This is a genomic window from Nitrososphaera sp. AFS, assembly GCF_009898475.1.
Classification (GTDB): Archaea; Thermoproteota; Nitrososphaeria; order Nitrososphaerales; family Nitrososphaeraceae; genus Nitrosopolaris.
Map to the genome: position 1 here is coordinate 15,975 of NZ_QURE01000019.1, position 25,030 is coordinate 41,004.

Sequence of the window (25,030 nt, forward strand, 5' to 3'; positions counted from 1 at the left end):
GGGTTATATCCAGGATTTATTTAATATGATCCTCCCGAGTACGATTGGCTAAGAATTTTAGAACGGCTTGGTTAAACTCTGTAGGCTTTTCCACGAATGGACTGTGTCCGCAATCATTGATCACTACAAGTTCTCCCCGGGGAACTAGTCTATAATCTTTCAAACATTGGATAGGTATCATGTTGTCATCTTTTCCCCAAACAAACATTGTCGGCATTAATATTTTTGAAAGTCGCTCATTAAGGGTCGGAGAGTCCCTCATTCCTAACAAAGTCGACATGAATGCGTACTTGGCATTTGGAAGTCTCATCCGATTCACGAAATCTGTGACTGTGTCCTCAGTGACAATACTAGGATTAAATGCCATATCCATGAACGCTTTAAGCGTGTTTTCTGGAGTAGGATAAAGTGCTGCCATAATATACTGATCAAGGACGTGAGTTGAAAATTGCATCAGCCCTGCTGGCGCGGCCAGAACCAGCTTGTCTACTCTTCTGCTAAATCGCATAGCAAATTCCATTGCCACCCATCCACCAAAAGATGAACCTACAATGTTCAAGCTCTCGATGCTCAAATTGTCCAAGAAACCCTGTAGGAATGATATAAAGAAATCCAAAGTATATTCTACTGTTGGTTTGTCACTGTAACCGAAACCGATTATGTCTGGGATTATTACCTTAAAATATTTGGATAGTTCCGGTACTACTGGCAACCATCTTTCGGCAGATGCTCCTATGCCGTGCAACAAAAGTAATACTTGGGAGGTATCAGATATCTTTGGAACTTTATCACATTCTAAATATCTAATTCTGAAATCATTAATATTAGTCATCTTCATCGAAATGTCATCTTCTAACAACCAATCTACATTCGAATTTGACCATACATGGCTATTTAATTTCTTTTGAAGTAAAACTGAAATTTTTGGAAGGTTTATTGTTTCATTGGAACTTAAATGTGGAGTTAATAGTAAACCTCTTGAGAATAGAGTCGTCGTTGGCTTTAAATTAGTAGGTTGCTGCAAACATCGACGTTCAAAGATTTATCCCAGCATAGTAAGTGGCTTTTCACTCGGTTCGAAGCTGCCTATCAAGTTCCTTAAGTAATGACTTTTGCGTATCGTTCAACTTAACGGGAACTTTCATATTAATTCTAATTAGTTCGTCCCCTTTGCCATAACTACCATATTGAGGTAAACCTTTACCTTTGATCTTCAAAATTGCATTTGGCTGTGTTCCCGGTGGGATTTTCAATTTTTCACTATCATCCAGGGTAGGAATACGGACTTCGGTCCCTAACGCAAGATCTGTAAAGTTAAGATTGAGTACGTAAAGAAGGTGACCATTTTCAAGCCTCTCAAAAAGCGGGTGTGGCTGAACATGAACTCTAACAAGTAGATCGCCTGGTGAGCCATTCGCAGATGGCTCGCCCTCACCTCTTACTTGTAGAGTGACTCCATCCTCCACACCAGCAGGAATCTCCAACTTTAATTTTTTATTCTTTCTAATTTTACCTGAGCCATCACAGACCCTGCACGGTTTGTCTATTATCTCCCCTTGTCCTTGACAAGTTTGACATGGTTCAAGAGAAACGAACGTTGAAAACCTATTCTGGCTATAAATGCGCCTTGTTTGTCCCTGTCCATTGCATACGTTGCACTTCCTAGGCTTGGTTCCAGGAGACGCCCCAGATCCTCCACAAGAGCTACATCGTTCTAGCTTTGGTAGCTCGATTTCATCTTTTTTACCCTTTAGTACTTCTTCTAAACTAAGCTCCACATCATAGAGTATATCACGTCCCTTTCTTCGTCCTCCGCCGAACCCAAAGCCAAATCCGAATGGATCACCAGCTTCGTTACCAAATCCTCCGGCGCCAGCACCTCTACCTCCAAAAATTTGTTCGAAGATGTCCCTGAAGCCCCCAAATCCCATGTCTTTAAACACTTCATTGAAATTGGCTTCTGAACCACGGAAAACTTCCTCAGCTCCGACGTGACCATACATGTCATATCTCTTTCTTTTCTCGTCGTCTGACAAAACAGCATAAGCCTCTGAAATCTCTTTGAATTTTTCTTCAGCGCCATGTGTCTTATTTCTATCAGGATGATATTGTAACGCTAATTTTCTGTATGCGTTTTTGATTTCATCCTTACTTGCATTTCTTGATAACCCAAGTGTCTCATAATAATCGCGCTTGGTGCTCATGATGTAAAAATCCTGATGTATTTCGTCAAGGTTAAGGTTATGGCAGTAATAGCCATCACTATTGTGGTGGTGGACCACCACCGCTAGCATTAGACGTTTGATCTGTGCTGGCCGTGGATGCTTCTTGAGTAGCGGATTCAGAAGGTTGACCGGGTGAACCTGGGGTAGCTCCTGCTGTCCGATAGACTTCCGTGCTAACCTCGCCTATCACATTTTTAAGTTCTTGGGTTTTTGCCTTCATATTGTCTATATCATTGCTGGAGATTGCATCCTTAAGCTGCTGTGCACTGTTGTTAATCTTTTCAGCCTGCTCTGGTTTTATTTTATCTTTTAGATCCTGTTTTACTAATTTGTCAGCAGCATAAACCAGATTGTCTGCCTCATTTTTAACAGCTTCTACTCTCTTCTTCTGGTCAGCCTCGGCGAATTGTTCAGACTCTTTCTTTAACTTTTCAATTTCCTCTTTAGATAGCTTGGTATTTGCAGTGATTGTTATCTTTGCCTCCTTGCTCGTAGCCATATCTTTGGCACTGACATTAAGGATACCGTTAGCATCTATGTCGAATGTGACTTCAATTTGAGGCACACCCCGCGGCGCCGGCGGTATGCCTGAAAGATTAAACATCCCTAGAGAAACACAATCAGCGGCCATGGCCCTTTCGCCTTGAACCACATGTATAGTAACCGCGGTCTGATAGTCAGCAGCAGTAGTGAACACCTTGCTCTTTTTAGTTGGGATGGTTGTATTGCGATCTATTAATGACTCTTTAAGTCCACCCAGAACTTCTACTCCTAATGTCAATGGGGTAACGTCAACCAGAAGTATGTCTGTGGATACATCGCCTGAGATGATAGCCCCTTGTATTGCTGCTCCTAGTGCAACTGCTTCCATCGGATCGACTCCCCTTTCTGGTTCTTTACCCATGACCGCTGCCACAAATTGCCTAACTATCGGCATTCTCGTTGGACCACCGATAAGTATTATCTTGTCAACATCGTTCGGACTCAATTTTGCGTCTTGAAGCGCCTGCATCATTGGTGCTTTGCACCGTTCTACTATAGGCCTCAATAATTCCTCTAACTTTGAACGAGTCAAGTTATGAACTAGATTCTTTGGTCCTGTGGCCGAATCGTATGCTAGAAACGGCAAATTGATTTCGGTGGTGATTACGTTTGATAACTCAATTTTAGCTTTCTCGGCAGCTTCTCGTATTCTCATCATGGCAGCCTTGTCGTTTCTCACATCTAACCCAGATTGTGTCCTGAACTCCTGAAGTACATACTCAACTAGGGCATTATCCATATCTGTTCCACCAAGTTGGGTATCGCCGGAGGTGCTCTTGACCTGGAACACCCCACCGCCCATCTCCATAAGCGTAACATCGAGGGTTCCGCCTCCAAAATCGAACACCAAGATCTTCAGGTCCTTCTGTACCTTATCTAGACCATATGCTAAGGAAGCCGCTGTAGGCTCGTTAATTATCCTAACTACCTGTAACCCCGCTATCTCGCCAGCATCCTTGGTAGCTTGCCTCTGATTATCGTTAAAGTATGCTGGTGCAGTAATAACGGCTCTATCAACCGTGTCGCCGAGAAATGCTTCGGCATCCCTCTTTATTTTTTGCAGTATGAAAGATGAAATTTGCTGGGGAGTATACTCCTTGCCAAATATTCTGTATTTAAAATCTGTTCCCATTTTTCGCTTCGCACCAATTACGGTGCCTTCTGGATTTGAAATCATTTGCCTCTTGGCAGGTTCTCCAACTAGAAGTTGACCATCCTTAGTGAATGCTACAACCGAAGGAAAGGCTTTTCCTCCTACAGAAGTCCCTTCTGCTGCCTGTATAATTGAAGGTTTTCCTCCTATCATTGCAGCAGCTGCAGAATTACTAGTTCCAAGATCGATTCCTATAATTTTTCCCAACTTTAATTTTCAGTCCCCTTTTCTGATTTTTCAGTATCATTAACGGTATTTTTAACTATCTTTTTAGAAATTTCGACGAGGCTCGGTCTTAGAACTTTGTTGTCTAGCATAAACCCCTTCCTGACTTCTTTCGTGACAGTGTTTTCTGGCAAATCGTCTCGATAGGCAAAACTTATCGCATCATGAACGTTTGGATCGAAAGGAGTTTCTATTGTCTCTATTTCCATAACTCCCTCAGACTTTAACAAACGGTCGAAATTCTTCAAAATGCCTTCTAATCCTTCAAGCACCACTTCGACCTTACTTTGCTTTGCTATCTCCAGCGCACGTACGTAATCATCTCGAATACCTAAGAATTTAAGCAACAGTTCGGCTTTGTTTTCTATAGTCTTCGTAACAACTTGCCTTTCCATTTGCTTGCGATAATTGTCAAAATCTGCCATCATGTACTTGAGCTTATTCAGATGATTGTCTGAATTTTCCTTAGCCTTACGCAATTCCTCCCTGACCTGAAATAGCTCTTCTTTCACTTGGAATATATCATCACTCGATGCTGAGACTTTCTCTGCTGCAACCTGTGGGCCATTCTCATCCGTGTGCATTGTCTCGATATCCTCCTCTGCTGCAACCTGTGGGCCATTCTCATCCGTGTGCATTGTCTCGATATCATCTTCTTCCAATAACAATCTAAAATTAAAATCTGCTTAAGCTAGATAATTAGATATCGACAGTAAAATACAAGACCAAATAATTTGATGAAAATCGCACATAAGCTGAAGTATGCGATATAGATTAAATTATAACGTCAAGTTTTGAACCATAAAAGACTGACACAATATAAAAAGGACCGATCTACTGCAAGTTTGAACTAAAGGAAAGTGGTCTATAGAGAATATGGTAAACCTGCCAATATCTAAGAGGATGCTTTATTGAAGACTCCAAAATGTGGATAAGTGCTATCTAGCTCTTGATGGTCCTAGGACCATCTACTACCTATATAGGATAGCCGTATATGAGCTAAAAAGTAAAGACGTGGTAGATATGCCAAAGAACTATGCGATGTCTAGATTCGGGAAAGAAGCTACACTAATGCCTAGTTCACCTTGGATTTTTCTGATTTTAGTAGCATATTCCGTCATCTTAACATTGTCACTTTGAACTTTAGCAATTCTATAACCTTTCCACGCCTTTCTAAGTGCTCCCCAACTTTGGCCCGCTGAAAAAGTGCTTTCGAGCTGAGTTGAATGAATATCTGGCTGAAGTGACATTATTGCTGTCATGCCTTGTTAGATAAGAATATCATACTTAGAACCAATAGTCAGCTTTATCCACGTTTCTTGTGAAAAGTCATGGCACTATCTTCAAATAGTCTTATTGAACTTGGCAATACATTTTATGTCTACTCAATAAAATTAATGAGAATGTCGCAGCGAGCTGCTTATATTTCTCAAGGACTCAAGGCTCCAAACTAACCCATCTGCAGCTGATACCCCACTTACATAGTCAAATTGACGTTGGGGGTTAAACCATTTAGACGATTTGATCCATCTCGCAGATTTGAGCCGTTTATCCGTAGCACAGATACTAATATCCACGGCGATAGCAACGCCAATTTTATATTACTATTACCAATCTCCCAAATGTTCTCAGTTTTCTTAGTGAACCAATTGAGAGGTCTCATATTATATGATTACAGAAGTTGTAGGATGCACTAGTATGATCAAAGTTTACTCTTCTAAACCACCTGATTCTCTAAGAATCGTTTTCTAAATGTACAAATTAACTCAAGTTGGAAAGTTCTAGGCCAAAAAAGATAGCCTACAGATCAGATTACTTTACAGCCCAATGGATAGAAGATTATTTTTATTTTTTTAGGTCGGGTGAGATTTACTGGTATCATATGGATGTTACCATATAACAGCCGCTGATTAGCAGGATTAAATGGATTGAAATATCACTCATGCATAATTTGCTTTGATCGAAGATCGTGCGCCGCATGCTTCGCATCTAAGAAAGCCTAGCTTCTTGTTCTTTTCAGTTCTTGTATCAGGGCTTCCACAAACGGGACATATTACATAGTCCTTTACATACCTATCAATAAGTGCGCCGAAGGAAGAGGGCTCTTTTCGACCCAAAAATATAACTCTTTCTCCAGCAATATATCCAGCTGAGGCAAGCTCTTTGTTCAGATATAATAGTAGTTTAGCTGGCTCTCTTCGAAGGGCTTTTGGGAATTCCATAAAATTCCTGAAAATTGTACGCTGACCCACCCATATAATCTGGGGAGTCGGGATTTCTAATCGTGAAACTGCTTTTCTGGACTCTGTTCCCAGTTTATCTTGTAATCTTTTCAGCATATTTTCATAGTCTGACTTAGCTTGAGTGTTCACAAGGAACGATAAGGTGGCGCTGGTTTATGTAGGTTATTAATTATTGGTATGATCTATCAAGAGGCATCTACACTTGAACAAATAAGTCCGTAAAGTGTAATCTTAATTATATGAATTCCGTACTTATGAAGGGGAAATGGGGCCAGAAGACATCCAAGTGGGGAACTTTTTTAATCGTGACGTAGTCTCAATAAAAGATTTCAGTAGGAAGGATCTTGAATTCATTTTTAGTTGTACCGATAGAGTAGCCTCCTTGAAGCCACATGAGAAAGCGGAATTGGGAAAGGGAAGAACTCTGGGTTACATCTTTTATGAGCCTAGCACTAGGACTAGGATGAGCTTTGAGGCCGCGATGGCTTCGCTAGGAGGAAGTTCCATCGGGATTTTTGATTCCAAAACCGCCTCAGTCGAGAAAGGTGAAAGTCTGGCGGATACTATCAGAATTATGGATCTTTATTCAGATGTCATTGTCTTAAGACATCCGTTAGATGGTTCAAGCAGATTTGCCGCAGAGCTGTCAAAACACCCACTGATTAATGCAGGAAGTGGAGGAGAAGAGCATCCGACCCAAGCCATGCTTGATCTATACACAATGCTTAAAGTGAAAAAAAGAATCGATGGTCTCAATATAGGCATAGTCGGCGACCTAAAGTATGGGAGGACCGTCTATTCGCTACTATATGGTCTATCAAATTATGACGTAACTATTCATCTAATCTCGCCTCCAACACTAAGCATACGAAAGGAATCGATATATGAGGCTATGAAAGATTTAAAAATTATTGAGCATGAAAATCTTGACGACAGGATCCTTTCAGACCTTGATATTATTTATGTAACCAGGATACAGAAGGAGAGGTTTCCCGATCCGCAGGAATACGAGAAAGTAAAAGGGACATATACTATTGACACCAGTATTCTTGGCAGAGCAAAATCTGATGTCTCAATTATGCACCCAATGCCGAGATTAGAAGAAATTTCGCACTCAATAGACAATACTGAGAATGCAATCTACTTCAAGCAAGCTGCTTATGGAAAGGAGCTGCGGGCTGCTCTATTGGCATTAATACTAAATGAGCGCCTAATATAAAATGGGTAACGAGACTGCAACCAACTTAATAGCATTGGTAGGAAATAGTTTTGATGTTCATAGGAACGAAAAAGTCTTAACCAAAATGGGTTTGCAATTGTAGCTTAAGAATGATTGTCGATATTCTACATTCTTGCTGCGAATCTATGGGTAGCTTCTTTGACAATATGCCGTATTGTCAACGTTCTAAATGAAATTCGTTATAACCGCCTTTTTGTTCGAGTTCTCAACTTTGACATGTAGGAGCTATAATGGCTGCCAAGTATTAAAAAGGGGATTTCAATTTCTGTTTAGCCATTTAAATTAAACCCGATTTTGGAGATTGAATCTTGGCCACTATCAATAGGTTCATATTCATAGCATTAGAGAGAAAGTTCGTTACTTGGGGATTTATAGGTATAGTGTATACAAAAGTCCTAATCTTGGTTTATTTGCAAGGACGAATGATTCCGTAGTAATAGTGCCTTTCGGTTTTGCTAAGACGAAGGCAGCTAAGCTAATAGAATACTTGGAGGTGAGAAATGAAATCTATACGTCTGTTGCTAACACGAGATTGATAGGCCCGATGACTGCGATGAATAATAACGGAATTTTGGTTCCTTCAATTGCGACAGAGGAAGAGGTACAGCTTCTAAAAAAGGAAACTGGACTCAATGTTGATCGTTTAAAAAGTAAATTGACTGCTATTGGAAACCTGATCTCTACCAACGATAATGGAGCGATATTGTCGCCCTTATTTAAGGGCGAGGTAGACCAGCAGGTTCGCGATGTTCTAGGCGTACCAGTTCATTCCATGACAGTTGGTGGTTTCATTCAATCTGGGTCCATGATTGTAGCCACAAACGTTGGAGCGGCGGTCCATCCAAAGGCCACGGAGATCGAAATTATGACTATATCGGAGACGCTGCAGGTTCAAGTTGAACCTCTCACAATTAACGGGGGCAGTCCATTTTTAGCATCTGGGATATTGGCAAATTCGAAATCAGTGATAGTAGGCACTTCGACTAGTGGTCCCGAGTTGATTATGCTTAGCAGGATTTTCAAATGATAGTATAGATTAAGGTCATTAAATCACAACTCGAAATATTTCCAATCACGACAGTGAGTGCTAAATCCGTGCGTCCGATGATTTATAGAATATAGTTCTGAATATTGATATACCATTAAACATGAAGACAAAAAGAATCAGTAATGACCCAGCCACAAAAATACACTAGAACATTGCACGTATTCTTGCATTTCCTTAGACGCTGATTCATCTTTCTCTGCGTTTTTAGTATATAGATAGACTTGCTCAGAGTGTAAATCCATGACTTTTTTGCTATAATTGTGGTTACCACTTGAAATTGCTCTGTCGTGGCTTCACTCTGCCTGAGGGGAGTGAACAACATTGCATTAGCTTGAAGGCTGGTTGGCATAATGTGACGCATTCCAGAAGATTTTCATATGTTCTCTATGATGGTGAAAGTCCAAAAGTTTATAGATACGTATGAGGGTTTCTTGTGTACTCGATGGCGCAGCAAGGCCCTCCTGGATCTGGAAGGAAGGTATCGCGGCGTGATTTCCTTAAACTCATGGCCGCTGCTGGTACGATTGTGACTTTTATACCATTTATCGATTGGGGCAAATATTTGCCTAATCCTACTTCTAATGTATCCGCAAAGGCTCAAGTGATATTGCCGGATGGCACACAGGCCAACTTAAAGACATTTCCTGTCAACCACTCAGAATCTGTTATTTACCCCAAGACCAACGATCAGGTATTAAATCAGGAATCCTTCAGACTTTGGCAATTTATACGATTGCCTCAGGAGCTTGGAGGAGCGAGAAGCGATGTCTCTGCATTTAGAATGTACAGTCAAGTCTGCTTACACTTGTGGTGTTTATGGAAATATTGGCCAGATCCAGGAAGAAAGCGAGGTGAATGTCCATGTCACGGCAGTATGTATGATCCCCTTACCGGAAAGGCATTTGCAGGCCCAGCATCACTACAATCGCCACCAAGCAACGTTCTTCCGATGTTAAACTTAGAAGTGGATGGAAGCGGCAACATATGGATTTTGCCGCCTAACTGGAGTCCCAATGGAAATGGGATCGTTGGTTTTGGTAGGTTTTTGAAGGAGTAAATCTAATTGGGTACAGCACTCTCACATGAAAACAGTCTGTCTTTGTTCATCAAATGGGTCTATGCTGGTATAGACAGAACTATTTTTATGGGCCTTAAGTTTACCTTTCCTGGAAGGTTCGTAAGCCCCCTCGGTTTTCTAGGGATGATTACTTTTGTGCTATTCATTATTTTAGGGATTACCGGTGCTTTACTCATGCTTTGGTATGAGCCAGAACTTGATAGGGCGTGGAATAGCGTACAAAATATTAACAATACTATTCCGTTTGGCTTTCACATTCGCAATATACACTATCATGCGTCAAACGCGATGGTTATGGTAGCCCTGTTACACATGTATTATCAGTATTTCAGCGGGAGATATAAGATCAGAAACGAGATAATATGGGTTACCGGTGTAATTATAGGGGTTCTTACTATCCTAGAAGCATTCACTGGTTATGATATCATATTCAGTGAACGATCAGAGCTTGCAATTTCTATCGCAGCTTCCCTTACAAACTCTATACCAATATTGGGGCCACAAATGAGAGACGCATTTTTTGGAGGAGGTTTCCACGACTTTGTCTTGAGATTTTATGCTTTCCACGTGTTTTTCCTTCCTATAGCGCTACTGGGTTTGATGGTTGTGCACTTTCCCAGATTTTTGGTATTCGACGTGCCTATGGTTATGGCAGTAGCTGGAGCAGTGATGATCACCGGAGGCGTATTCCCCATAGATCTGGGTACAAAATTCGTTCCTACTTCCCCTCCTGGCATCACTGTGCCTGAATGGTATCTAACTGGGCTCTATGCGTTTCTCAGAAGTCAATATGATAAATTTGTCACCGGGGTTGCATGGCCTGGTCTGCTCATAGTGACGTTGATGATAATGCCATTTATTGACAGGTACAAGAAATTTTCATGGAAAGACAGGCCGCTTGTTACTGCTGTGGGTATAACGAGTATAGCACAGATATGTGTTACCACATATTGGGGGTTCTACATTGATCCGAATATTCAAAAATCATTACTTGAAAGGTTAGTTATTGATCCAATTTTCCTTTATACAGTCATGTTGCTACTCGTTCCACTTTCCTTTGGTTTTACATACATGATCATAAAGCTAGCCAAGAATGCTGAAGTTAAAGCAAAATCGCAGCCTAGGAAGCCAGCAGGCAAGAGCTCTATCAATATTCCAGAAAACTGGATTTACATCATATTTGTAGCTCTGCTAGCGTTTCAAATCTATCTTAACATCGCTGCTTACTATGCTGTCCTGAGCGGCATGAAGAACTTCTCATTGTTCATAGTGGGCATCATAATGCTTGTATTTGCTGGCATGTATCATCTTTACAGGCACGCCAAGGCAACTCCAGCTACTCCTCGCCCTCCAATAAAACCTGTAGCACCCCCATCAGGTGCAAAACCTATACCAACCCGACCAAGTCCTCCCTCACCTAGCTTACCTCCAGGGCCCAGCAAGATATTGTCACCTCCCCCCTCGCCCAAAGGTCAAACAGTTGCTACTCAATCTCCATCACGTGCAGATACTGTTACAAGGCAAGCAAATTTGGGCGCAGCCAAGGATCCATCTCTAACAAAAGGTGCAATGCCCGAAAAATCTCTCTCAGAGGCCAGGATGCAGGATATAGATAAAACAACCGACACCGACTCCTCTAAGGAAACAAGAATGTAGGGGGTAAACCGGCTCATTTTACTTGCGAAAGGCTCAAACAAACTTTATATGTGCAAGTTCAGTAGAACCTGAGAATAGCGAGAGGTGGGTTCATTTTATGGAACGGCGAGGGATTCTAGAAAACAATACCGCTGGAATTAGCATTATAGCATTTGTAGTTGCAGTTGCAATAAGCTTGAGCTACTACCAATTTCTCTACATTCCTCAATCGAATGAAAAACCAGTACTCCCCCCTGAAGTCCTCAACCCCCCCCAAACTACCAAGGTCACGATCGTACCTGGTGCATCCAATCCATCCCAATCCATAAACTTCGTACCAAAGGCAGCTCAAGGTAACTTGGGTGTGTCCAATAGAGTAACTTGGACCAACACAGATTCAGTTCCGCACTCCGTCACCTCAAATGATGGTTACACCGACGCTATTTCTGGGTCGTTCAATTCTATTCAACATATTGGATTGATTCCTCCAAAACAGAAATTTACTTTTGTATTTACGACAGATGGGGCATACTCGTACCATTGTGAACCCCACCCTTGGATGCAAGGCAAAGTTACGATTGCGAAGCAGAAGTTTTAATGCATAATAAAGTGAGAGGACTATTCTTTACCTTGATATCCTAACAAACGCCAAATCACTAGCTACTTCCTTATGTTCTTGAATAACAGCTACCCTGAACTTAGCATTCGTATATTCCGATATCGGAGTATGCTCTGTTCTGGCAGCAAATTCCAGGGTTTTTGAATCTCCTATATCATCACGTAAAATTGAAAATCGCGCATATGAATGGTTGATTCTCGTTCCATTGATACTCGTAAAGGCAAATGTGTCATTGGAGTTTTCAATATTAGAATTTATCACTATGCTATCAAACCTTCCAGGGAAAGTCAAGTTTATTCTGCCATGGACTTCCTCACCATGTGAAACCTGGCTTTTTTCAATCACGATTGAAACCCCGTTAGCACTGGCCATCTGCTAGTTTCTACCCCACCTTTGCTTCGGCATCATTCCGGTCGTAAATGTTCAATTGTATTTAAACATCTCGTATTGGCTTTTAATCATAGAAGTTTTTCGCCCTTTACCACCCATTTGCCTGATTTTGTAGTTAACTCCAAGTGTCCTATTATACTCCCTCCGCTGTACACTTTCGCAAACTCTCGTGATATTCCCAAAAGGGAGGAAAGAAGATGTCCCTTGGCATGATAGCCCGAATCTACCACTTTGATATTTAGCTTTCTACTGGCAACTATCATCATCTTACGCGCAGCTGCCCAGTCGCCTTTCCAGGAGACGACCTCAAAGTCTCCAAAATTAGTAGTATGTAGAAAATAACCCTCTAACTCTAGTTCAAGATTCCTGTTGTTTTTTATGGCGTAGGAGTTGATCCACTCAGCCGCGAGTTGAGCCTTATTTTGCTGGAGAGCGAAGTTATTAGCAACCGTCAATGTAGTCGTTGAAAAGATAGTATGGATAGCCGGGTTATCAACTATCCCACTAAATCAAGCCCTTATAAAACGAGTATTGTGGGAAAGTCAAGTTGTTCAAAAAAATGCTCGCTACCTTTCTCTTTTGCGCTAATTTTATCATAGCTTACCAGCTACTATAGAGTATACGGAACAAGGAATGAAGAAAGGAAAGTCACATACATTCAACCAGCTGAAGCTTGAATAATTCGTAAACATTCGATTTCGATCAAATCTATCAAATGTCATTTTGTCTCCAATTTTCCCATTCAGACCCTTTTGTAAGGAGTAGATCTGAAAATGTAGGTTCTGATAACTTGAAAGCTGGCATGCAGAGCACTGCCAATTTGAATTATCAAGGGTGTACCAAGCAAGCAAGCAAATTTGGAATAACGGTGGGCTAAAGTTCGGTACCAAAGTGCAACAGATGTATTTTCATTTAATTGTGTTGGTGTCATATTCTTAGATTCGTACCTTATAGGAATATTGGATGAAGTGTATTGGTACGAATGGGATACATATGAAATAACAGCTTCATAGGAAATTTTAAATTATTTCTGTGTATTTTCATAATGATGGATACATACTCCGAGGATAGGCCTTGGGGAAGCTTTAAAAAATTTCACGAAAATCAGCAATGCACAGTCAAATTAATTTATATCAATCCTGAAGCTAGACTCAGCCTTCAATATCATCGTGAGCGGTGGGAGTTCTGGGAAATTATCAAAGGCATTGCTGAAGTACAATTAGACGGAATATCCCACATATTAAAGGAACGTGAGAATATCACTATACCAACTGGCTCTAGACACAGGGTGAAAGCATTGGGAGGATTATGCATCATTCTTGAAATTTCTTATGGCAGATTTAATGAAAACGACATAGTAAGAGTTGAAGACGATTACCAACGCTTAAAATGAGTCATGACACATAATGTGAAACAGGAGCCCTTAATTCATTACCCAGCTCCTTTAATTTTCCATGCCTAATAACTTAGCATACAGGATAAGCCTATTTTCTCATGGTATCACTATCAAGATAATAATAACAGTTTTATCGAAATACAAATAAAGCCCTTGCGAATGTTTACCCGATATGAGCGCAAGCAAGAAGCCGCACATGAATTTGGTGGTTGTGGGCCATGTTGATAACGGCAAATCGACCATCGTAGGTCACATGATGGTAGATTTAGGTGTTATCGAGCAACGCACCATAGAAGCATTTGCCAAGGAGTCAGAAGCAACTGGAAAAGGTGACACTTTCAAGTATGCTTGGGTTCTAGATAGTATTAAAGACGAAAGGGATAGAGGTATCACTATAGATCTCGCTTTTCAAAAATTTGAAACTCAAAAGTATTTTTACACTTTGATTGATGCTCCTGGTCACAGGGACTTCATAAAGAATATGATAACCGGTGCATCAGAGGCCGATGTTGCAATACTCGTTGTCTCGCTCAAGCCAGGTGAGACTGAAGCTGCTACTGAACCAGGGGGCCAGGCTAGAGAACATGCGTTTCTAGCACGAACTCTTGGAGTAGGACAGGTAGTTGTTGCACTTAATAAGGCTGATGACGTGGGTTATGCTGAATCTCGATATAAAGAAGTGAAGGAATCCGTAGAAAAAATGTTAAAACTTGTAGGATATAATACTGCCAAAATAAATTTTATTCCTGTCTCAGGATGGAAAGGTGATAACTTGATCAAAAAATCAGAAAACATGTCATGGTACAAGGGCCCCGCCTTAGTAGAAGCCTTGGATATGTTTGAAGCTCCTGCAAAGCCCATAGGAAAACCACTTAGAATTCCGGTTCAAGACGTCTACTCGATTACGGGTGTTGGCACGGTTCCCGTCGGTAGAGTTGAAACCGGAAAAATTAAGGCTAATGATAAAGTTATCGTGATGCCTTCTGGAATAACCGGCGAAGTAAAATCGATCGAAACACATCACACTCAGATGGAATACGCTGAGGCTGGCGACAACATAGGTTTTAACCTTAGGGGTGTTGACAAGAAAGGCATCAAACGTGGTGACATTATTGGCCCGGTTGACAATCCCCCCACTGTAGCAAAGGAATTTGAAGCACAGATCATAGTAATTCATCATCCCACCGCGATGGCTCCGGGTTATACACCTGTATTACATGCTCATACTGCCCAGGTTGCTGCTACTTTATCAGAGTTCCAAGCCAAAATTGATCCCAAATCCGGTGGAACAGTAGAAGAGAAGCCAAAGTTTTTGAAGACTGGTGATGCCGCGATTGTCAAGATAAAACCTGTGAGGCCACTTGGGATAGAAACTTTCAAAGACTTTCCAGAAATTGGAAGATTTGCGTTAAGGGACATGGGCACAACTATTGCTGCAGGTGTTGTCAAATCGATAACAGAAAAGTATGATCCGTCAAAAAAATAGTAAGTGAAATTATATGCCACAGGAAGCGCGAATTAAGCTCACAAGCACTAACCTTCTAACATTAGAGGGAGTGTGTACTGAAATAAAGGGTATTGGCGAAAAAAATGGAATTCGGTTGAAAGGTCCACACCCTCTTCCTACTAAGAAAATGAAAGTTGTCACAAGAAAGTCTCCTTGCGGTCAAGGAACGAACACATACGATAAATATGAGCTAAGGATCCATAGAAGAGTAATAGATCTTGGTGCTGATGATCGGTCAATACGACAACTGATGAGATTGAAGATACCTGACGACGTTTACATAGAAGTATCTTTGACCCAATAAAAAAAGATGATATGTAATGCCAGTTCAAGGCCAGGGAGAGAAAAAGAAATCCAATCAATCACTGCATATACACCACTTAACTGTTTGTGGATAATATTGGAGCTGGGCGTAGGATAAAACTAGGAGACAAGAATAGCACCATAGGTCTGGAGCAGCTTCGATCCAAAGCTCTCTTCCAAAACACCATAGATGTTTGGATAATGTGCTGCGAGGAGAATCAGTGGGATTGGTATGATATTGAAAGTTATAGAAACTTTATCCGTTATTTAAGATCTCAAGAAGTTAAATTGCAAAAGTTTTCGCTCTGCATTAAGGAATCAGGGGGCATGTATGAGAGGGGCAGAGATAAGTCGAAGTTCCTTGAGCAGCTATCACATTACAATTCTGATGACGCAGCTGCTTATACCGTTAAGCTCAGTTCTGAAATTATTTCTAAAATAAGGTCTTTTAAAAATACTTGAATTTGGACCTAAATATCGCCTGATAATGTTGGCTTTAAATGCCATGCATTAATAGAATAACCAATGGCCACCACAATAGAAAGAATATTATCCAAACTTGCCAAACAGTCTGAGCTCGAACGTTCCGGAAAGAGCCAAGCCGCTTCTGGGGAGGAAATGCTTGCAATTACTTATGACACAGGGAAGTTATTTGAAATATTGCTAATTGCTATGAAAGCAAAACGAATTTTAGAAATTGGAACTTCTGTTGGATATTCAACTCTATGGTTTGCGAATGCACTTGTTTATAATAATTCGATGGAATCAATAAATATAAAACCCATCATTACTGTGGAAATGAACCCGTCAAAGATCAAGAGAGCCTCAGAGAATTTTGCAGAGGCCGGTGTTGAAAACCTAATTGAGGTTTTAGAAGGAAACGCAAAGACAGTACTTCATGACATACTAAAGGACTTTAAACGGACTGAAGGGGTTCAAAAAACAGATGGCTTGTTTGACTTTATTTTCTTGGACGCAGACAAAGAATGCTTGACTGAATATTTTGACATGGTCCTCCCAATACTTAGAATCGGAGGTATCATCGCAACTGATAATATGCTTTATCCAGAAGAATATAGAGGTTTCATGTCAGAGTATGCTAATTATATTCGCAGTGACAATTCCGTTAAAACTGTGACCGTAGCGATAGGCAATGGCGAGGAACTTACAACTAAATTATTTTAAACTTCTGTAAAGCCGGATAACATGAATTAAATTTATCTATTATCGGCTAGGATATAATCCAACAAGGTTTCAAGTTCTATCGTTGCCAAACAACAAACCTTGTCAGCTGCACCATAATAAACAAATAATTTATTGTCGATGACACAAATTCCAGTTGGAAAAACAACATTGTTTACGTCTCCATTTTTTTCATATGGTTCTGTCGGTTCAAGAATAGGTTTTTTGGTCCTACCTAGTACTTTGGATGGATCATTTAAATCCAAAACGGCAGCGCCAGTCCTATAAACTGCCGCACTATCTTTTCCATGGTACAATAATAGCCAACCAGCTCTTGTCTTTAATGGCGGTGGACCGGCTCCAATCTTTAACTGCTCCCAATCTTGCTCCGGTTGCATAAGCAAGGTATGCCTCTCAAATTTGGTGAGAGCATTACCTTCGCCAAGCCAGATGCTGGGCTTAGCTACGCCAAATTTTGGACCAACCCAACTTGTAGGGCGATGTAAGAAAAGATAAGTAGTAGTTTTATTGTCTAGTTTTTTATTTGAATTTTGAGGGATTGCGTTTACTTTTTCGGGAAACAGTACGACATCTTTGTTATCGGATCCCTTACTGGTAATAATCCCAAGCCTTACGTAATTCCTAAAATCACTAGTGGTTGCCAAAGCAGTAGAAGCTTCCGGATTTTCTCTAACGTAACCAGAGAGTGTCACGTAACTCAAATAAATTTGATGGTCTATCTCTACAAGTCTGGGGTCCTCTATACCGTATTTCTCATAAGATTCTTCTGGTACCATTACAGGCTCATCATACCTGTCAAAAGTAATTCCGTCAGTACCTGATGCATAACCTATTCTTGAAATGTAATTCTCGTATTCTCCTATTGCTCGATACAGCATATGGATACGGGTGTCGGTGTACAGTATAGCGCAGTTAAAGACCGCTTGTGACTCCCACCAGCTCGATTTTTTTGGAGTCAATATAGGGTTATTTTTATTGCGTTCAAGATGGATTGTCTTCATAAAATCTTCATCTCTATCAATCCCGTCTAGTGATCGACCTTAAATTCAGAAGAGTGCTCGACAGAATTTTGTAAAGAGTAGACTACTCCTCCATTGACACTATATAGATTCTTGCAGTAATTCAAGATTCAACTACCTTTTTAGATTCCAAACGCTTTACTTATGACATATTGAGCTAAAAGACAAACCTTATAAGAATAACTAAAGATATCAATTGATGAGTTGTACAGGTACATACTGAGTAACTTTTTATAATTTGCATGCTGTGGGAGGGAGATCTAAAGAACCTCGAGTCCTTTAAACGACTACTGCTAAAAGTCTTCTTAATCGATGGAAGGTTTGTTTAGGCACATCCCATGTTCAAGTTTATCCAATAATACTATCATTTCTGAGGCCCCTATTGCGATAGCGAAAGAACAAAGGATTTATATCAATAATATATAGTGTAGGATATGGGTTTTGCACAGTATGTGGCAAAAGAGTTTGCAAAGGAAATTGGAAATAGATCTAGGGAATTTTATGAATTTATACTACCACCTATTGATATGTTTGAAGAAGGAAATGAATTAGTAATCATTATTGACCTGCCAGGATTTTCGAAGAAGGATATTAAATTAAGTATAATCGAAAATGTCTTGTCTATTAATGCTAGAAGAGAATCTGAGGAAATCATTGGGACAATTTACTATAGACAGAGGCCTAACCATATAGATAAAAAAGTGCCATTGCCTTTTTCTGTGGCAGATGACGAAAGGGTTATTGGAACAGCTACATACGCGGATGGTGTAGTCACCCTTAAAATTCCAATCCCCAGGTCAAGCAATATACCGATAACTTAACACGACAACTACACTAGACCTTTTTCCATCATTTGCATATTTAACGTAGCTCCTATCACAATTTCGAATTCAACCTACAAACCACCAGTCATTTTCGCTACGAATAGCACATGAACCATTTATAGTGATATTGGAAATAGTGCCTGAATGATATTATTTTTGAATTATACTGCAAACTTTATCCAGCCAAGTAGTTGATGATCTTTTGATTTATAGAAATTTTAGTTAGAAGAGACTTTTTCTGATATGAATTACTGGTTTCGCAAAAATTTTTCCTAGTATGAAAGTTTATAACAATGTGTTTATGAATTTGATCTTGTAAACGGCACGTTTGCTGGCAGCCTATACTAATAAGGTAAAATCGGGTTATAGTGCACATGTATGGTACATCTATCTCTCAAAAAAGATACATATGTCACTAATTGCAACTATTCTATCTTCTTTGTGAGAAGAGTTGTCTATATATTCTAGATGTTTGAACTAATATGATATTTACATGAAACTAGGCAAGGATGCAAACCCTAATGGTAGTGGCTATGAAGGCCACAAAGGGAATGAACATCAACCTAGTTTGATAGACGAAAATGTAGTCCCTACTTCTCCATTTTTAGTTAATGATTATAATAGTGGCTCACGCGTTAATAGGAACCAGGCTACACCTTTACTAGAGCTCAGGGATATTACCAAAGAGTACGTAGACGACCGTGGGAAAAAAATCGTTGTCTTGAATAATATTTCCCTGTCGATAAATAGTCACGAATACATTTCCGTAGTTGGACCATCTGGTGGCGGCAAATCTACTTTGTTAAGGATTATGATGGGGTTGGAGAAATGCACCTCTGGAGAAGTTATGATAAAAGGCGAGCAACTCAAAGATAAAGTGGACCCCCACATGGCGATGGTGTTCCAATCATTTGGACTGTTCCCTTGGTTGACAGTAGTTGAGAACGTAGAGTTTGGACTAGAATCTATTCACATTTCAAAAGAGGAAAGAAGGAAGAAATCTGTAAATATAATCCAGGAAGTAGGCTTAGAAGGCTTCGAGAATGCATATCCTAGGGAACTGTCTGGAGGGATGAAACAGAGGGTCGGGATTGCCAGGGCATTAGTGCTGGATCCGGAGGTCCTCTTAATGGATGAACCTTTTTCTGCACTTGATCCCTTGACAGCTGAAGCTCTAAGAGAAGAGATTCTTAAAGTCTGGAGCAACCGCCTAACCACACCTGACGTAGTCATGATGGTAACCCACAACGTGGAGGAGGCAGTATATCTTTCGGATAGGGTAGTGATTTTGAGTCAACGGCCTGCGCGGGTAGTTAAGGATTTGTATATCGATATCCCTAGACCTCGCGAAAAGCGCGATGCATCGATTTATGAATATACGGATCAGATAACAACGCTAATCGCATGATAGTAAAATAACTCTGATATCCAAATTTTAGATTGCGGCCAGGTCTAAAAATTTAAATCATAGGCTAGTTTATAGATTAGTATATAGAATAACTTGGATATACCAAAGGTTCATTATAGCGTTCTCGTTGGCTTCTTAGAAATCTTGAATGATCTAGGTGGAAAGTCGGACATAGCTGGTATTGCATCTAGACAAGGATTAGAGTTAGATGATCTACTACCAATTCTCGACTCGGGTGAAATGCTTGGCCTAATTCAAGTCACTGCAGGAGATGTGTCAATAACTGAAAAAGGACATCTATTTATTGCAGCTAGCCCTGTTGCGCGACGTGGTAATAAACCTGGAAGCCTTTAGAAAATTAGTCGAACTAGTAAAGCAAAGCGAAAAAGGTCGAATAACCAAGGATGACGTAATCCAATTTGTCTCAAATCATGATATAACCACGCCAAATGCTAACGGAGGCGATTCCGATGAGTTTAATTGGATTGTCGAATGGGGTAGACAAGCTCTCGTTTTTAACTACGACGCAAACGAAGAAAGCATAAGCATTAGAAGTTTCAGGTAGTGTCGAATATCTTATTCGTTAAGTAAGGTTAAAACCATTTTCGAATGGCCGCTACTAAAGATATTCCAAATATCCCAGCAGACAAAATGAATCCCATGTACAACAAATTGGGGTTATGGTCACTAAAATAAACCGTGCCCAGGAACAAGGCTGATGCAAATAAACTTGCTCCAAGAAAGTTGTTACTAATTTTGTGTCCATCATGATTAGTCATTCTTGTGTCCAGATAAGATTTCATCAAGGGAGCAAGCTCAACTGATTGCTCTATACCCTTTGCAAATCTATTAATAGAATATTTTATTTCCTCCAAATACGCTTCTTTTATAAGCCCTTCTTGCTCCAGTAATTGTGAGAGTACTCTAACAAAACGTAAATCTACATTATGATGTTGATAAATTCCTTCAACTATGGAGGTCATACGCATATATAATGCAAGATTCTTTGGTAATCTAAACGGAAATTTGCTTAGTGTTTTATTGGCAAGATCCATCAAAGCCCGTACTTCCATTCTATCCACTTTCGTACCATGTAATGATCTAATACTAAGTTCTAATGCTCTTTCCACTACAAAACGGTTAACATCGGGCTCCAATGAACCCAGCTCTATCAAGACATTTACTGCCCTAGTAGGGTCTTTTTCCAATAAGCTCAGATATAACCTTATTAATTTTAAACGAGTCTCGTTTTCTAATCTACCTACCATTCCAAAATCATAAAGAATTATCTGGCCTGTCTTTGATACAGATATATTTCCGGGATGTGGGTCGGCATGAAAGAGGTTATGATGCAAAAGCATTTTAAAAAACACGTGATGCACTCTAACCACTAGCTTTTGCCTATCAATTCCTGCCTGGTCTAGAGATTCTATATCAGTGATCTTGATGCCTGGGACATATTCTAGAGTAATTACATGTCGAGTTGTTCTTTCTAAAACTACGTTTGGGATGATTACCATCTTGTCGCCTTTGAGGTTCTGCTTGATTGCTGCCAAATTAGCAGCTTCTATCCTGTAATCCATTTCCTCATGAATAGTTTCAATAAATTGTGAAAACATAGCCTCTGCAGAAAATCGTAAATTTGGATCTATAAAGCGTGTGGCAATTGGTAAAATGGCTCTTAGAATAGCAATATCCTTTTCTACTATATCTTCAATATCTGGACGACTGACCTTAACAACAACTTTTTTGGCCTTATAAGTTGCCAAATAAACTTGACCTAGACTCGCACCATTTAGCGGACTAATATCAAATTCGTCAAAGATATTCTTGATTTCCCCTAGCTCTGCTTCAATTATAGGCCTAGTCCTTGAAAATGGAGCTGGGGGAACTTCATCCTGCAATGTAGACAACACCTCCAGATATGGTTGGGGCAGTATGTCAGCACGAGTTGATAGCCACTGCCCAAGTTTAATATATGATGGGCCAAGATCGATAAAAATCCTCAAGCCTCTCTGCGCATTTTTACGGTATTTTTTTTCATTGATATTTTTCCCCTCTCGCTTGACCCATTCACGTCGATCTTTTCTCAGACGAATTACAAACGGCAAAAGCTTTAGAATAACCCTTGCAACTTGAATTTTTGACGGTTTTCTTCTAAAGTATTTTTTTTTCGTTTTTTCGGGTGTATTTACTTTATCCCGTCGTTGGATTTGCGATGGATTCTCCAAAACGCTTACTTACTTACCCTTGTCAATTGCTTGATAATGCTGGTAATCGCATAAGAAAAAATGGCTCCGGCGACACCTGCCTGAAAGGCTTTGCTCAGGTCATTTATCATTCTATGACTATCATTTCTACCGTGATGACCCCTACAAGCAGTCTGCTGTGCAACTTTCAGTCCTATTATTGAAGCGATAAAATATTCAGGAGCATCCATCAGGAGATGTCCCAGTGGATCTTTTGCCGGGTCGACCTTATCCGTGTGGACCGTATAGTAATTTTCAAACTGCCGTATGTGGAGATTGCCATGGCGAAACTGTTTCTTGGCACCTTTTTTGGTACCGAAGAATGATTCCTTATAGTCTATTATTGGCCTGACGGATTTGGGTACAATAATACAGCCTTCTCCGTCAAGAAAATCCACATAAACCAACAAACCAAAATGGAATATAAAATTAACTTTTCTTCATACTTCATCATTATGCATCAAACCTCGTTTCTTGGCTCAATTAACGTCTATGCTCTGAAAAACATCCTAGTATTCACAAAATTATTTTTAGACATTATCGGTGTTAAATAGATGTGTCTAGTACCACTGCAAGACGAAAATTTACGAAGCAGATATATTCTGGAAATGTATCGCTGAGGATTGACAAATTCTTACTCGGTGGCAAAGTAATCAAACAGGAAATCGTTGAACATTCACCATCAGTAGGAATAATTCCGCTAATAGGAGATTCTGAGATTCTATTCGTAAGCCAGTTCAGAAACGCAGCAGGCAAAAGATTGCTAGAAATCCCAGCCGGCAGCATTGAGAAACGGGAGACCCCTAGGCGAGCAGCTCTAAGGGAGATGAGTGAGGAAATAGGCTATATCGGAAAACTCACACCGCTTCTGAAGATGTATTTGGCTCCAGGTTATAATACTGAATATATTCGCATATATATTGCGAAAGATCTTAAGAAAACACATCAAATTAATAGAGATGACGACGAAAATATAAGAATACGCAGAGTTAGCGTTAACTCTGCCGTTGAAAAATGCATCAACGGCGAAATTCAGGATAGCAAAACTATTGCGGCGGTTCTTGCTTTTAACAAGCTTATCGGGATGTCTTCGAAAAGCTTGGCTCATCCCATGCAAGCTAAAGATTACATAAAGAACATTAAATGATGACGAGTACAAATAATGTTGATGAATGTTGAATCGACTGAATTGAGATGACTATCCAATTATTTCTAGTAAAGGACCTCAATTCTGGATCTCGCAAATTGGTGAATTAAAAAAAGGTACCTTTTACTGCTTTCTCTAGTTAAAGCTGGACATATAGGGTCAGCTGACTGCGATTTAATAGTTACATTTTCGGCCTCTTTTTCCTGTCGTGGGCAGGCGACCTTAATATTATGAGGACCGGGTAGATCGTTTTGGTTGAAGGTTCTCCATTTCTGATAGGCACGGCTATCGACCACAAAACGACAGGTTTGAGCAAAAAACTAGGCAGGGGGGGTTATTTCCCTTACACTTGCATCTTTAATATCCATGCTATCGATGTTGTCCCATCTAAAGAGTGCAATCGGCCCTCCCCACGAAGCAATTTGGAATTCGCCTCCCCCGCAGGCTCCATCTATGCTTCCCCTAGTAGGACCCCATTGCCCATGGTCAACGGTTTCCAAGACCTTGCGCCAGTGATTTCCAGGCACAACGTTGCTAGAGTGGTCATCTACCCATTGCTCAACTTTCACGGAGCCGTTCGGGAAGTCATATACCACTGCTTTGATCCCTATCCAATTCCCGTTCTTGAATTCAGTTGTATTCACTTGGTTTAATTTCTGAGGGTCAGCACTTTCCACAGAATATCCTGGTGTATGCTTTAGGTCTTTTTCAAACTTAACTCGGCCGGTGAGATAAGTATTGGAATGATATGCAGTAGCTTCACAGCTGCTATCGAATCCTCCTACACTACCTCCACTGGTATTTCTTGCCCCATGAGCACCAAACTCAATGTGAGATGCACCATTAGAACTTGAACTCGTTGCATGAACCACTCGCAAATAGGCTGTTAACTCCACATTCTTCCAGTCATTAGGCCTGAGCATGTAGCCCTGAGCTGCCATTTGCTTTTGATTGAGAGTCTTTATCTGGTTTTCTTGGAACAGGGTTGAAGTCAGGACTCCATAGCGGACTTCGGAACTCTGGACTCTCCAACTCCCATCTGGATTTTTCTGCGTGAAAGTAGTATGTGGTCCTTCGTTAGGTGTACCGGTTCTAGGGTCACCGTTCGGATTGTTAGCATCAAAGAACCATTGCTCACCACTTGGCTTTGATGGATACAGCTCTTTCACGCCGAATTTATCGAATCCGGGAGAGGTTGTATTTCCACCTCCTGTCGAATTGCCCGCACCCACTATTATCGTTACCGTCGCCGGATCGCTGCTAACTCCTTGTCCATCTATAGATTTGTAGGTGAAGCTGTCCGTACCAGTAAAGCCTTGATTCGCGGTATAAAATTTGTCGCTTGAGACCGTTCCATTAGTAACGACACCATTTTGTGGCTTAGTTACCACCGAGAACTTTAGGATATCATTTTGAATTGGAGAGGTGCCGGATAGGGGTATTTGTACGGGCGAGCTTCTGGTAGCATGAACGATTATGTTATTGGCAGTGGGTTTCTGAGTCGGTGGTGGTTGTTGTACTGGATTGACTGTTATAGATACAGTAGCGATGGTACTGTTTACTCCGTGACTATCT

27 protein-coding genes are annotated in these 25,030 nt (G+C 40.5%); 15 read left to right on the forward strand and 12 right to left on the reverse strand.

What is annotated here, in order from left to right; genetic code table 11:
* Window positions 1-16 precede the first annotated feature (16 nt).
* The 6 genes from DYY65_RS03945 to DYY65_RS03970 form a co-directional block, all read right to left on the reverse strand.
* The gene (locus tag DYY65_RS03945) at window positions 17-1,024 is read right to left on the reverse strand and encodes an alpha/beta fold hydrolase (RefSeq protein WP_236561648.1); all 1,008 of its coding nucleotides are present in this window, start codon (window positions 1,022-1,024) and stop codon (window positions 17-19) included.
* A 43-nt stretch (window positions 1,025-1,067) separates the two neighbouring features.
* On the reverse strand, window positions 1,068-2,294 hold the full coding sequence (gene dnaJ, locus DYY65_RS03950) for a molecular chaperone DnaJ (RefSeq protein WP_201449316.1): 1,227 nt from the start codon (window positions 2,292-2,294) through the stop codon (window positions 1,068-1,070).
* Window positions 2,263-4,128 carry a molecular chaperone DnaK gene (dnaK, locus tag DYY65_RS03955; RefSeq protein WP_162476684.1) on the reverse strand — a complete coding sequence of 622 codons (1,866 nt, stop codon included), beginning with the start codon at window positions 4,126-4,128 and terminating at the stop codon, window positions 2,263-2,265. The genes dnaJ and dnaK overlap by 32 nt, the downstream gene beginning before the upstream one ends.
* A gap of 2 nt (window positions 4,129-4,130) precedes the next feature.
* On the reverse strand, window positions 4,131-4,814 hold the full coding sequence (locus DYY65_RS03960) for a nucleotide exchange factor GrpE (RefSeq protein WP_162476685.1): 684 nt from the start codon (window positions 4,812-4,814) through the stop codon (window positions 4,131-4,133).
* Window positions 4,815-5,180: 366 nt separating this feature from the next.
* The gene (locus DYY65_RS03965) at window positions 5,181-5,396 is read right to left on the reverse strand and encodes a hypothetical protein (protein ID WP_162476686.1); all 216 of its coding nucleotides are present in this window, start codon (window positions 5,394-5,396) and stop codon (window positions 5,181-5,183) included.
* Between the two features lie 690 nt (window positions 5,397-6,086).
* Window positions 6,087-6,518, reverse strand: a complete 432-nt coding sequence (locus tag DYY65_RS03970) for a translation initiation factor IF-2 subunit beta (RefSeq protein WP_370519288.1) — start codon at window positions 6,516-6,518, stop codon at window positions 6,087-6,089.
* A gap of 157 nt (window positions 6,519-6,675) precedes the next feature.
* Here DYY65_RS03970 and pyrB point away from each other — a divergent pair, with 157 nt between their 5' ends.
* The 5 genes from pyrB to DYY65_RS03995 all read left to right on the forward strand — a co-directional run bounded on the left by pyrB (window position 6,676) and on the right by DYY65_RS03995 (window position 11,988).
* Window positions 6,676-7,608, forward strand: a complete 933-nt coding sequence (gene pyrB, locus DYY65_RS03975) for an aspartate carbamoyltransferase (protein ID WP_370519289.1) — start codon at window positions 6,676-6,678, stop codon at window positions 7,606-7,608.
* 382 nt (window positions 7,609-7,990) lie between these two features.
* Window positions 7,991-8,656, forward strand: a complete 666-nt coding sequence (locus DYY65_RS03980; protein ID WP_162476688.1) for a translation initiation factor IF-6 — start codon at window positions 7,991-7,993, stop codon at window positions 8,654-8,656.
* A gap of 463 nt (window positions 8,657-9,119) precedes the next feature.
* Window positions 9,120-9,734, forward strand: a complete 615-nt coding sequence (locus DYY65_RS03985; protein ID WP_162476710.1) for a twin-arginine translocation signal domain-containing protein — start codon at window positions 9,120-9,122, stop codon at window positions 9,732-9,734.
* A gap of 6 nt (window positions 9,735-9,740) precedes the next feature.
* On the forward strand, window positions 9,741-11,411 hold the full coding sequence (locus DYY65_RS03990) for a cytochrome b (protein WP_236561649.1): 1,671 nt from the start codon (window positions 9,741-9,743) through the stop codon (window positions 11,409-11,411).
* A 22-nt stretch (window positions 11,412-11,433) separates the two neighbouring features.
* The gene (locus DYY65_RS03995) at window positions 11,434-11,988 is read left to right on the forward strand and encodes a cupredoxin domain-containing protein (RefSeq protein WP_236561650.1); all 555 of its coding nucleotides are present in this window, start codon (window positions 11,434-11,436) and stop codon (window positions 11,986-11,988) included.
* A 27-nt stretch (window positions 11,989-12,015) separates the two neighbouring features.
* On the opposite strand, the gene DYY65_RS04000 is transcribed toward DYY65_RS03995, so the two are convergent.
* A complete protein-coding gene (locus tag DYY65_RS04000; protein ID WP_162476690.1) occupies window positions 12,016-12,381 on the reverse strand; it encodes a hypothetical protein in 366 nt (121 codons plus the stop codon).
* 86 nt (window positions 12,382-12,467) lie between these two features.
* Window positions 12,468-12,854, reverse strand: a complete 387-nt coding sequence (locus tag DYY65_RS04005) for a hypothetical protein (RefSeq protein ID WP_162476691.1) — start codon at window positions 12,852-12,854, stop codon at window positions 12,468-12,470.
* Window positions 12,855-13,444: 590 nt separating this feature from the next.
* On the opposite strand from DYY65_RS04005, the gene DYY65_RS04010 reads away from it, so the two are divergent.
* The 5 genes from DYY65_RS04010 (at window position 13,445) to DYY65_RS04030 (ending at window position 16,790) form a co-directional block, all read left to right on the forward strand.
* A complete protein-coding gene (locus DYY65_RS04010; RefSeq protein WP_236561651.1) occupies window positions 13,445-13,792 on the forward strand; it encodes a phosphomannose isomerase type II C-terminal cupin domain in 348 nt (115 codons plus the stop codon).
* 175 nt (window positions 13,793-13,967) lie between these two features.
* Window positions 13,968-15,281: a translation elongation factor EF-1 subunit alpha gene (gene tuf / locus DYY65_RS04015; RefSeq protein WP_162476692.1), complete on the forward strand. Its 1,314-nt coding sequence runs from the start codon at window positions 13,968-13,970 to the stop codon at window positions 15,279-15,281.
* Between the two features lie 13 nt (window positions 15,282-15,294).
* Window positions 15,295-15,606, forward strand: a complete 312-nt coding sequence (rpsJ, locus tag DYY65_RS04020) for a 30S ribosomal protein S10 (protein WP_162476693.1) — start codon at window positions 15,295-15,297, stop codon at window positions 15,604-15,606.
* A gap of 86 nt (window positions 15,607-15,692) precedes the next feature.
* Window positions 15,693-16,067: a hypothetical protein gene (locus DYY65_RS04025; protein ID WP_162476694.1), complete on the forward strand. Its 375-nt coding sequence runs from the start codon at window positions 15,693-15,695 to the stop codon at window positions 16,065-16,067.
* Between the two features lie 63 nt (window positions 16,068-16,130).
* Complete coding sequence (locus DYY65_RS04030; RefSeq protein ID WP_162476695.1) at window positions 16,131-16,790, forward strand: O-methyltransferase; 660 nt, start codon at window positions 16,131-16,133, stop codon at window positions 16,788-16,790.
* 32 nt (window positions 16,791-16,822) lie between these two features.
* Here the strand turns inward: DYY65_RS04030 and DYY65_RS04035 are convergent, their stop codons facing one another.
* Window positions 16,823-17,809, reverse strand: a complete 987-nt coding sequence (locus DYY65_RS04035) for a glycoside hydrolase family 130 protein (RefSeq protein ID WP_162476696.1) — start codon at window positions 17,807-17,809, stop codon at window positions 16,823-16,825.
* A gap of 452 nt (window positions 17,810-18,261) precedes the next feature.
* Here DYY65_RS04035 and hsp14 point away from each other — a divergent pair, with 452 nt between their 5' ends.
* The 4 genes from hsp14 to DYY65_RS04055 all read left to right on the forward strand — a co-directional run bounded on the left by hsp14 (window position 18,262) and on the right by DYY65_RS04055 (window position 20,624).
* Window positions 18,262-18,648: an archaeal heat shock protein Hsp14 gene (gene hsp14, locus DYY65_RS04040; protein WP_162476697.1), complete on the forward strand. Its 387-nt coding sequence runs from the start codon at window positions 18,262-18,264 to the stop codon at window positions 18,646-18,648.
* Between the two features lie 496 nt (window positions 18,649-19,144).
* On the forward strand, window positions 19,145-20,059 hold the full coding sequence (locus DYY65_RS04045; protein WP_162476698.1) for an ABC transporter ATP-binding protein: 915 nt from the start codon (window positions 19,145-19,147) through the stop codon (window positions 20,057-20,059).
* A 93-nt stretch (window positions 20,060-20,152) separates the two neighbouring features.
* Entirely contained in the window at window positions 20,153-20,413 is a 261-nt protein-coding gene (locus DYY65_RS04050) for an AAA-associated domain-containing protein (protein WP_162476699.1), read from the forward strand.
* Complete coding sequence (locus DYY65_RS04055; protein ID WP_162476700.1) at window positions 20,388-20,624, forward strand: hypothetical protein; 237 nt, start codon at window positions 20,388-20,390, stop codon at window positions 20,622-20,624. The genes DYY65_RS04050 and DYY65_RS04055 overlap by 26 nt, the downstream gene beginning before the upstream one ends.
* Before the next feature lie 28 nt (window positions 20,625-20,652).
* Here DYY65_RS04055 and DYY65_RS04060 read toward each other — a convergent pair whose 3' ends face one another.
* Window positions 20,653-22,290 carry an ABC1 kinase family protein gene (locus DYY65_RS04060; RefSeq protein ID WP_162476701.1) on the reverse strand — a complete coding sequence of 546 codons (1,638 nt, stop codon included), beginning with the start codon at window positions 22,288-22,290 and terminating at the stop codon, window positions 20,653-20,655.
* 5 nt (window positions 22,291-22,295) lie between these two features.
* On the reverse strand, window positions 22,296-22,718 hold the full coding sequence (locus tag DYY65_RS04065; protein ID WP_162476702.1) for a hypothetical protein: 423 nt from the start codon (window positions 22,716-22,718) through the stop codon (window positions 22,296-22,298).
* Between the two features lie 146 nt (window positions 22,719-22,864).
* Here DYY65_RS04065 and DYY65_RS04070 point away from each other — a divergent pair, with 146 nt between their 5' ends.
* A complete protein-coding gene (locus DYY65_RS04070; RefSeq protein ID WP_162476703.1) occupies window positions 22,865-23,455 on the forward strand; it encodes an NUDIX hydrolase in 591 nt (196 codons plus the stop codon).
* 320 nt (window positions 23,456-23,775) lie between these two features.
* Here the strand turns inward: DYY65_RS04070 and DYY65_RS04075 are convergent.
* The coding region (locus DYY65_RS04075) for an Ig-like domain-containing protein (protein WP_162476704.1) at window positions 23,776-25,030 on the reverse strand (1,255 nt) is incomplete at its 5' end.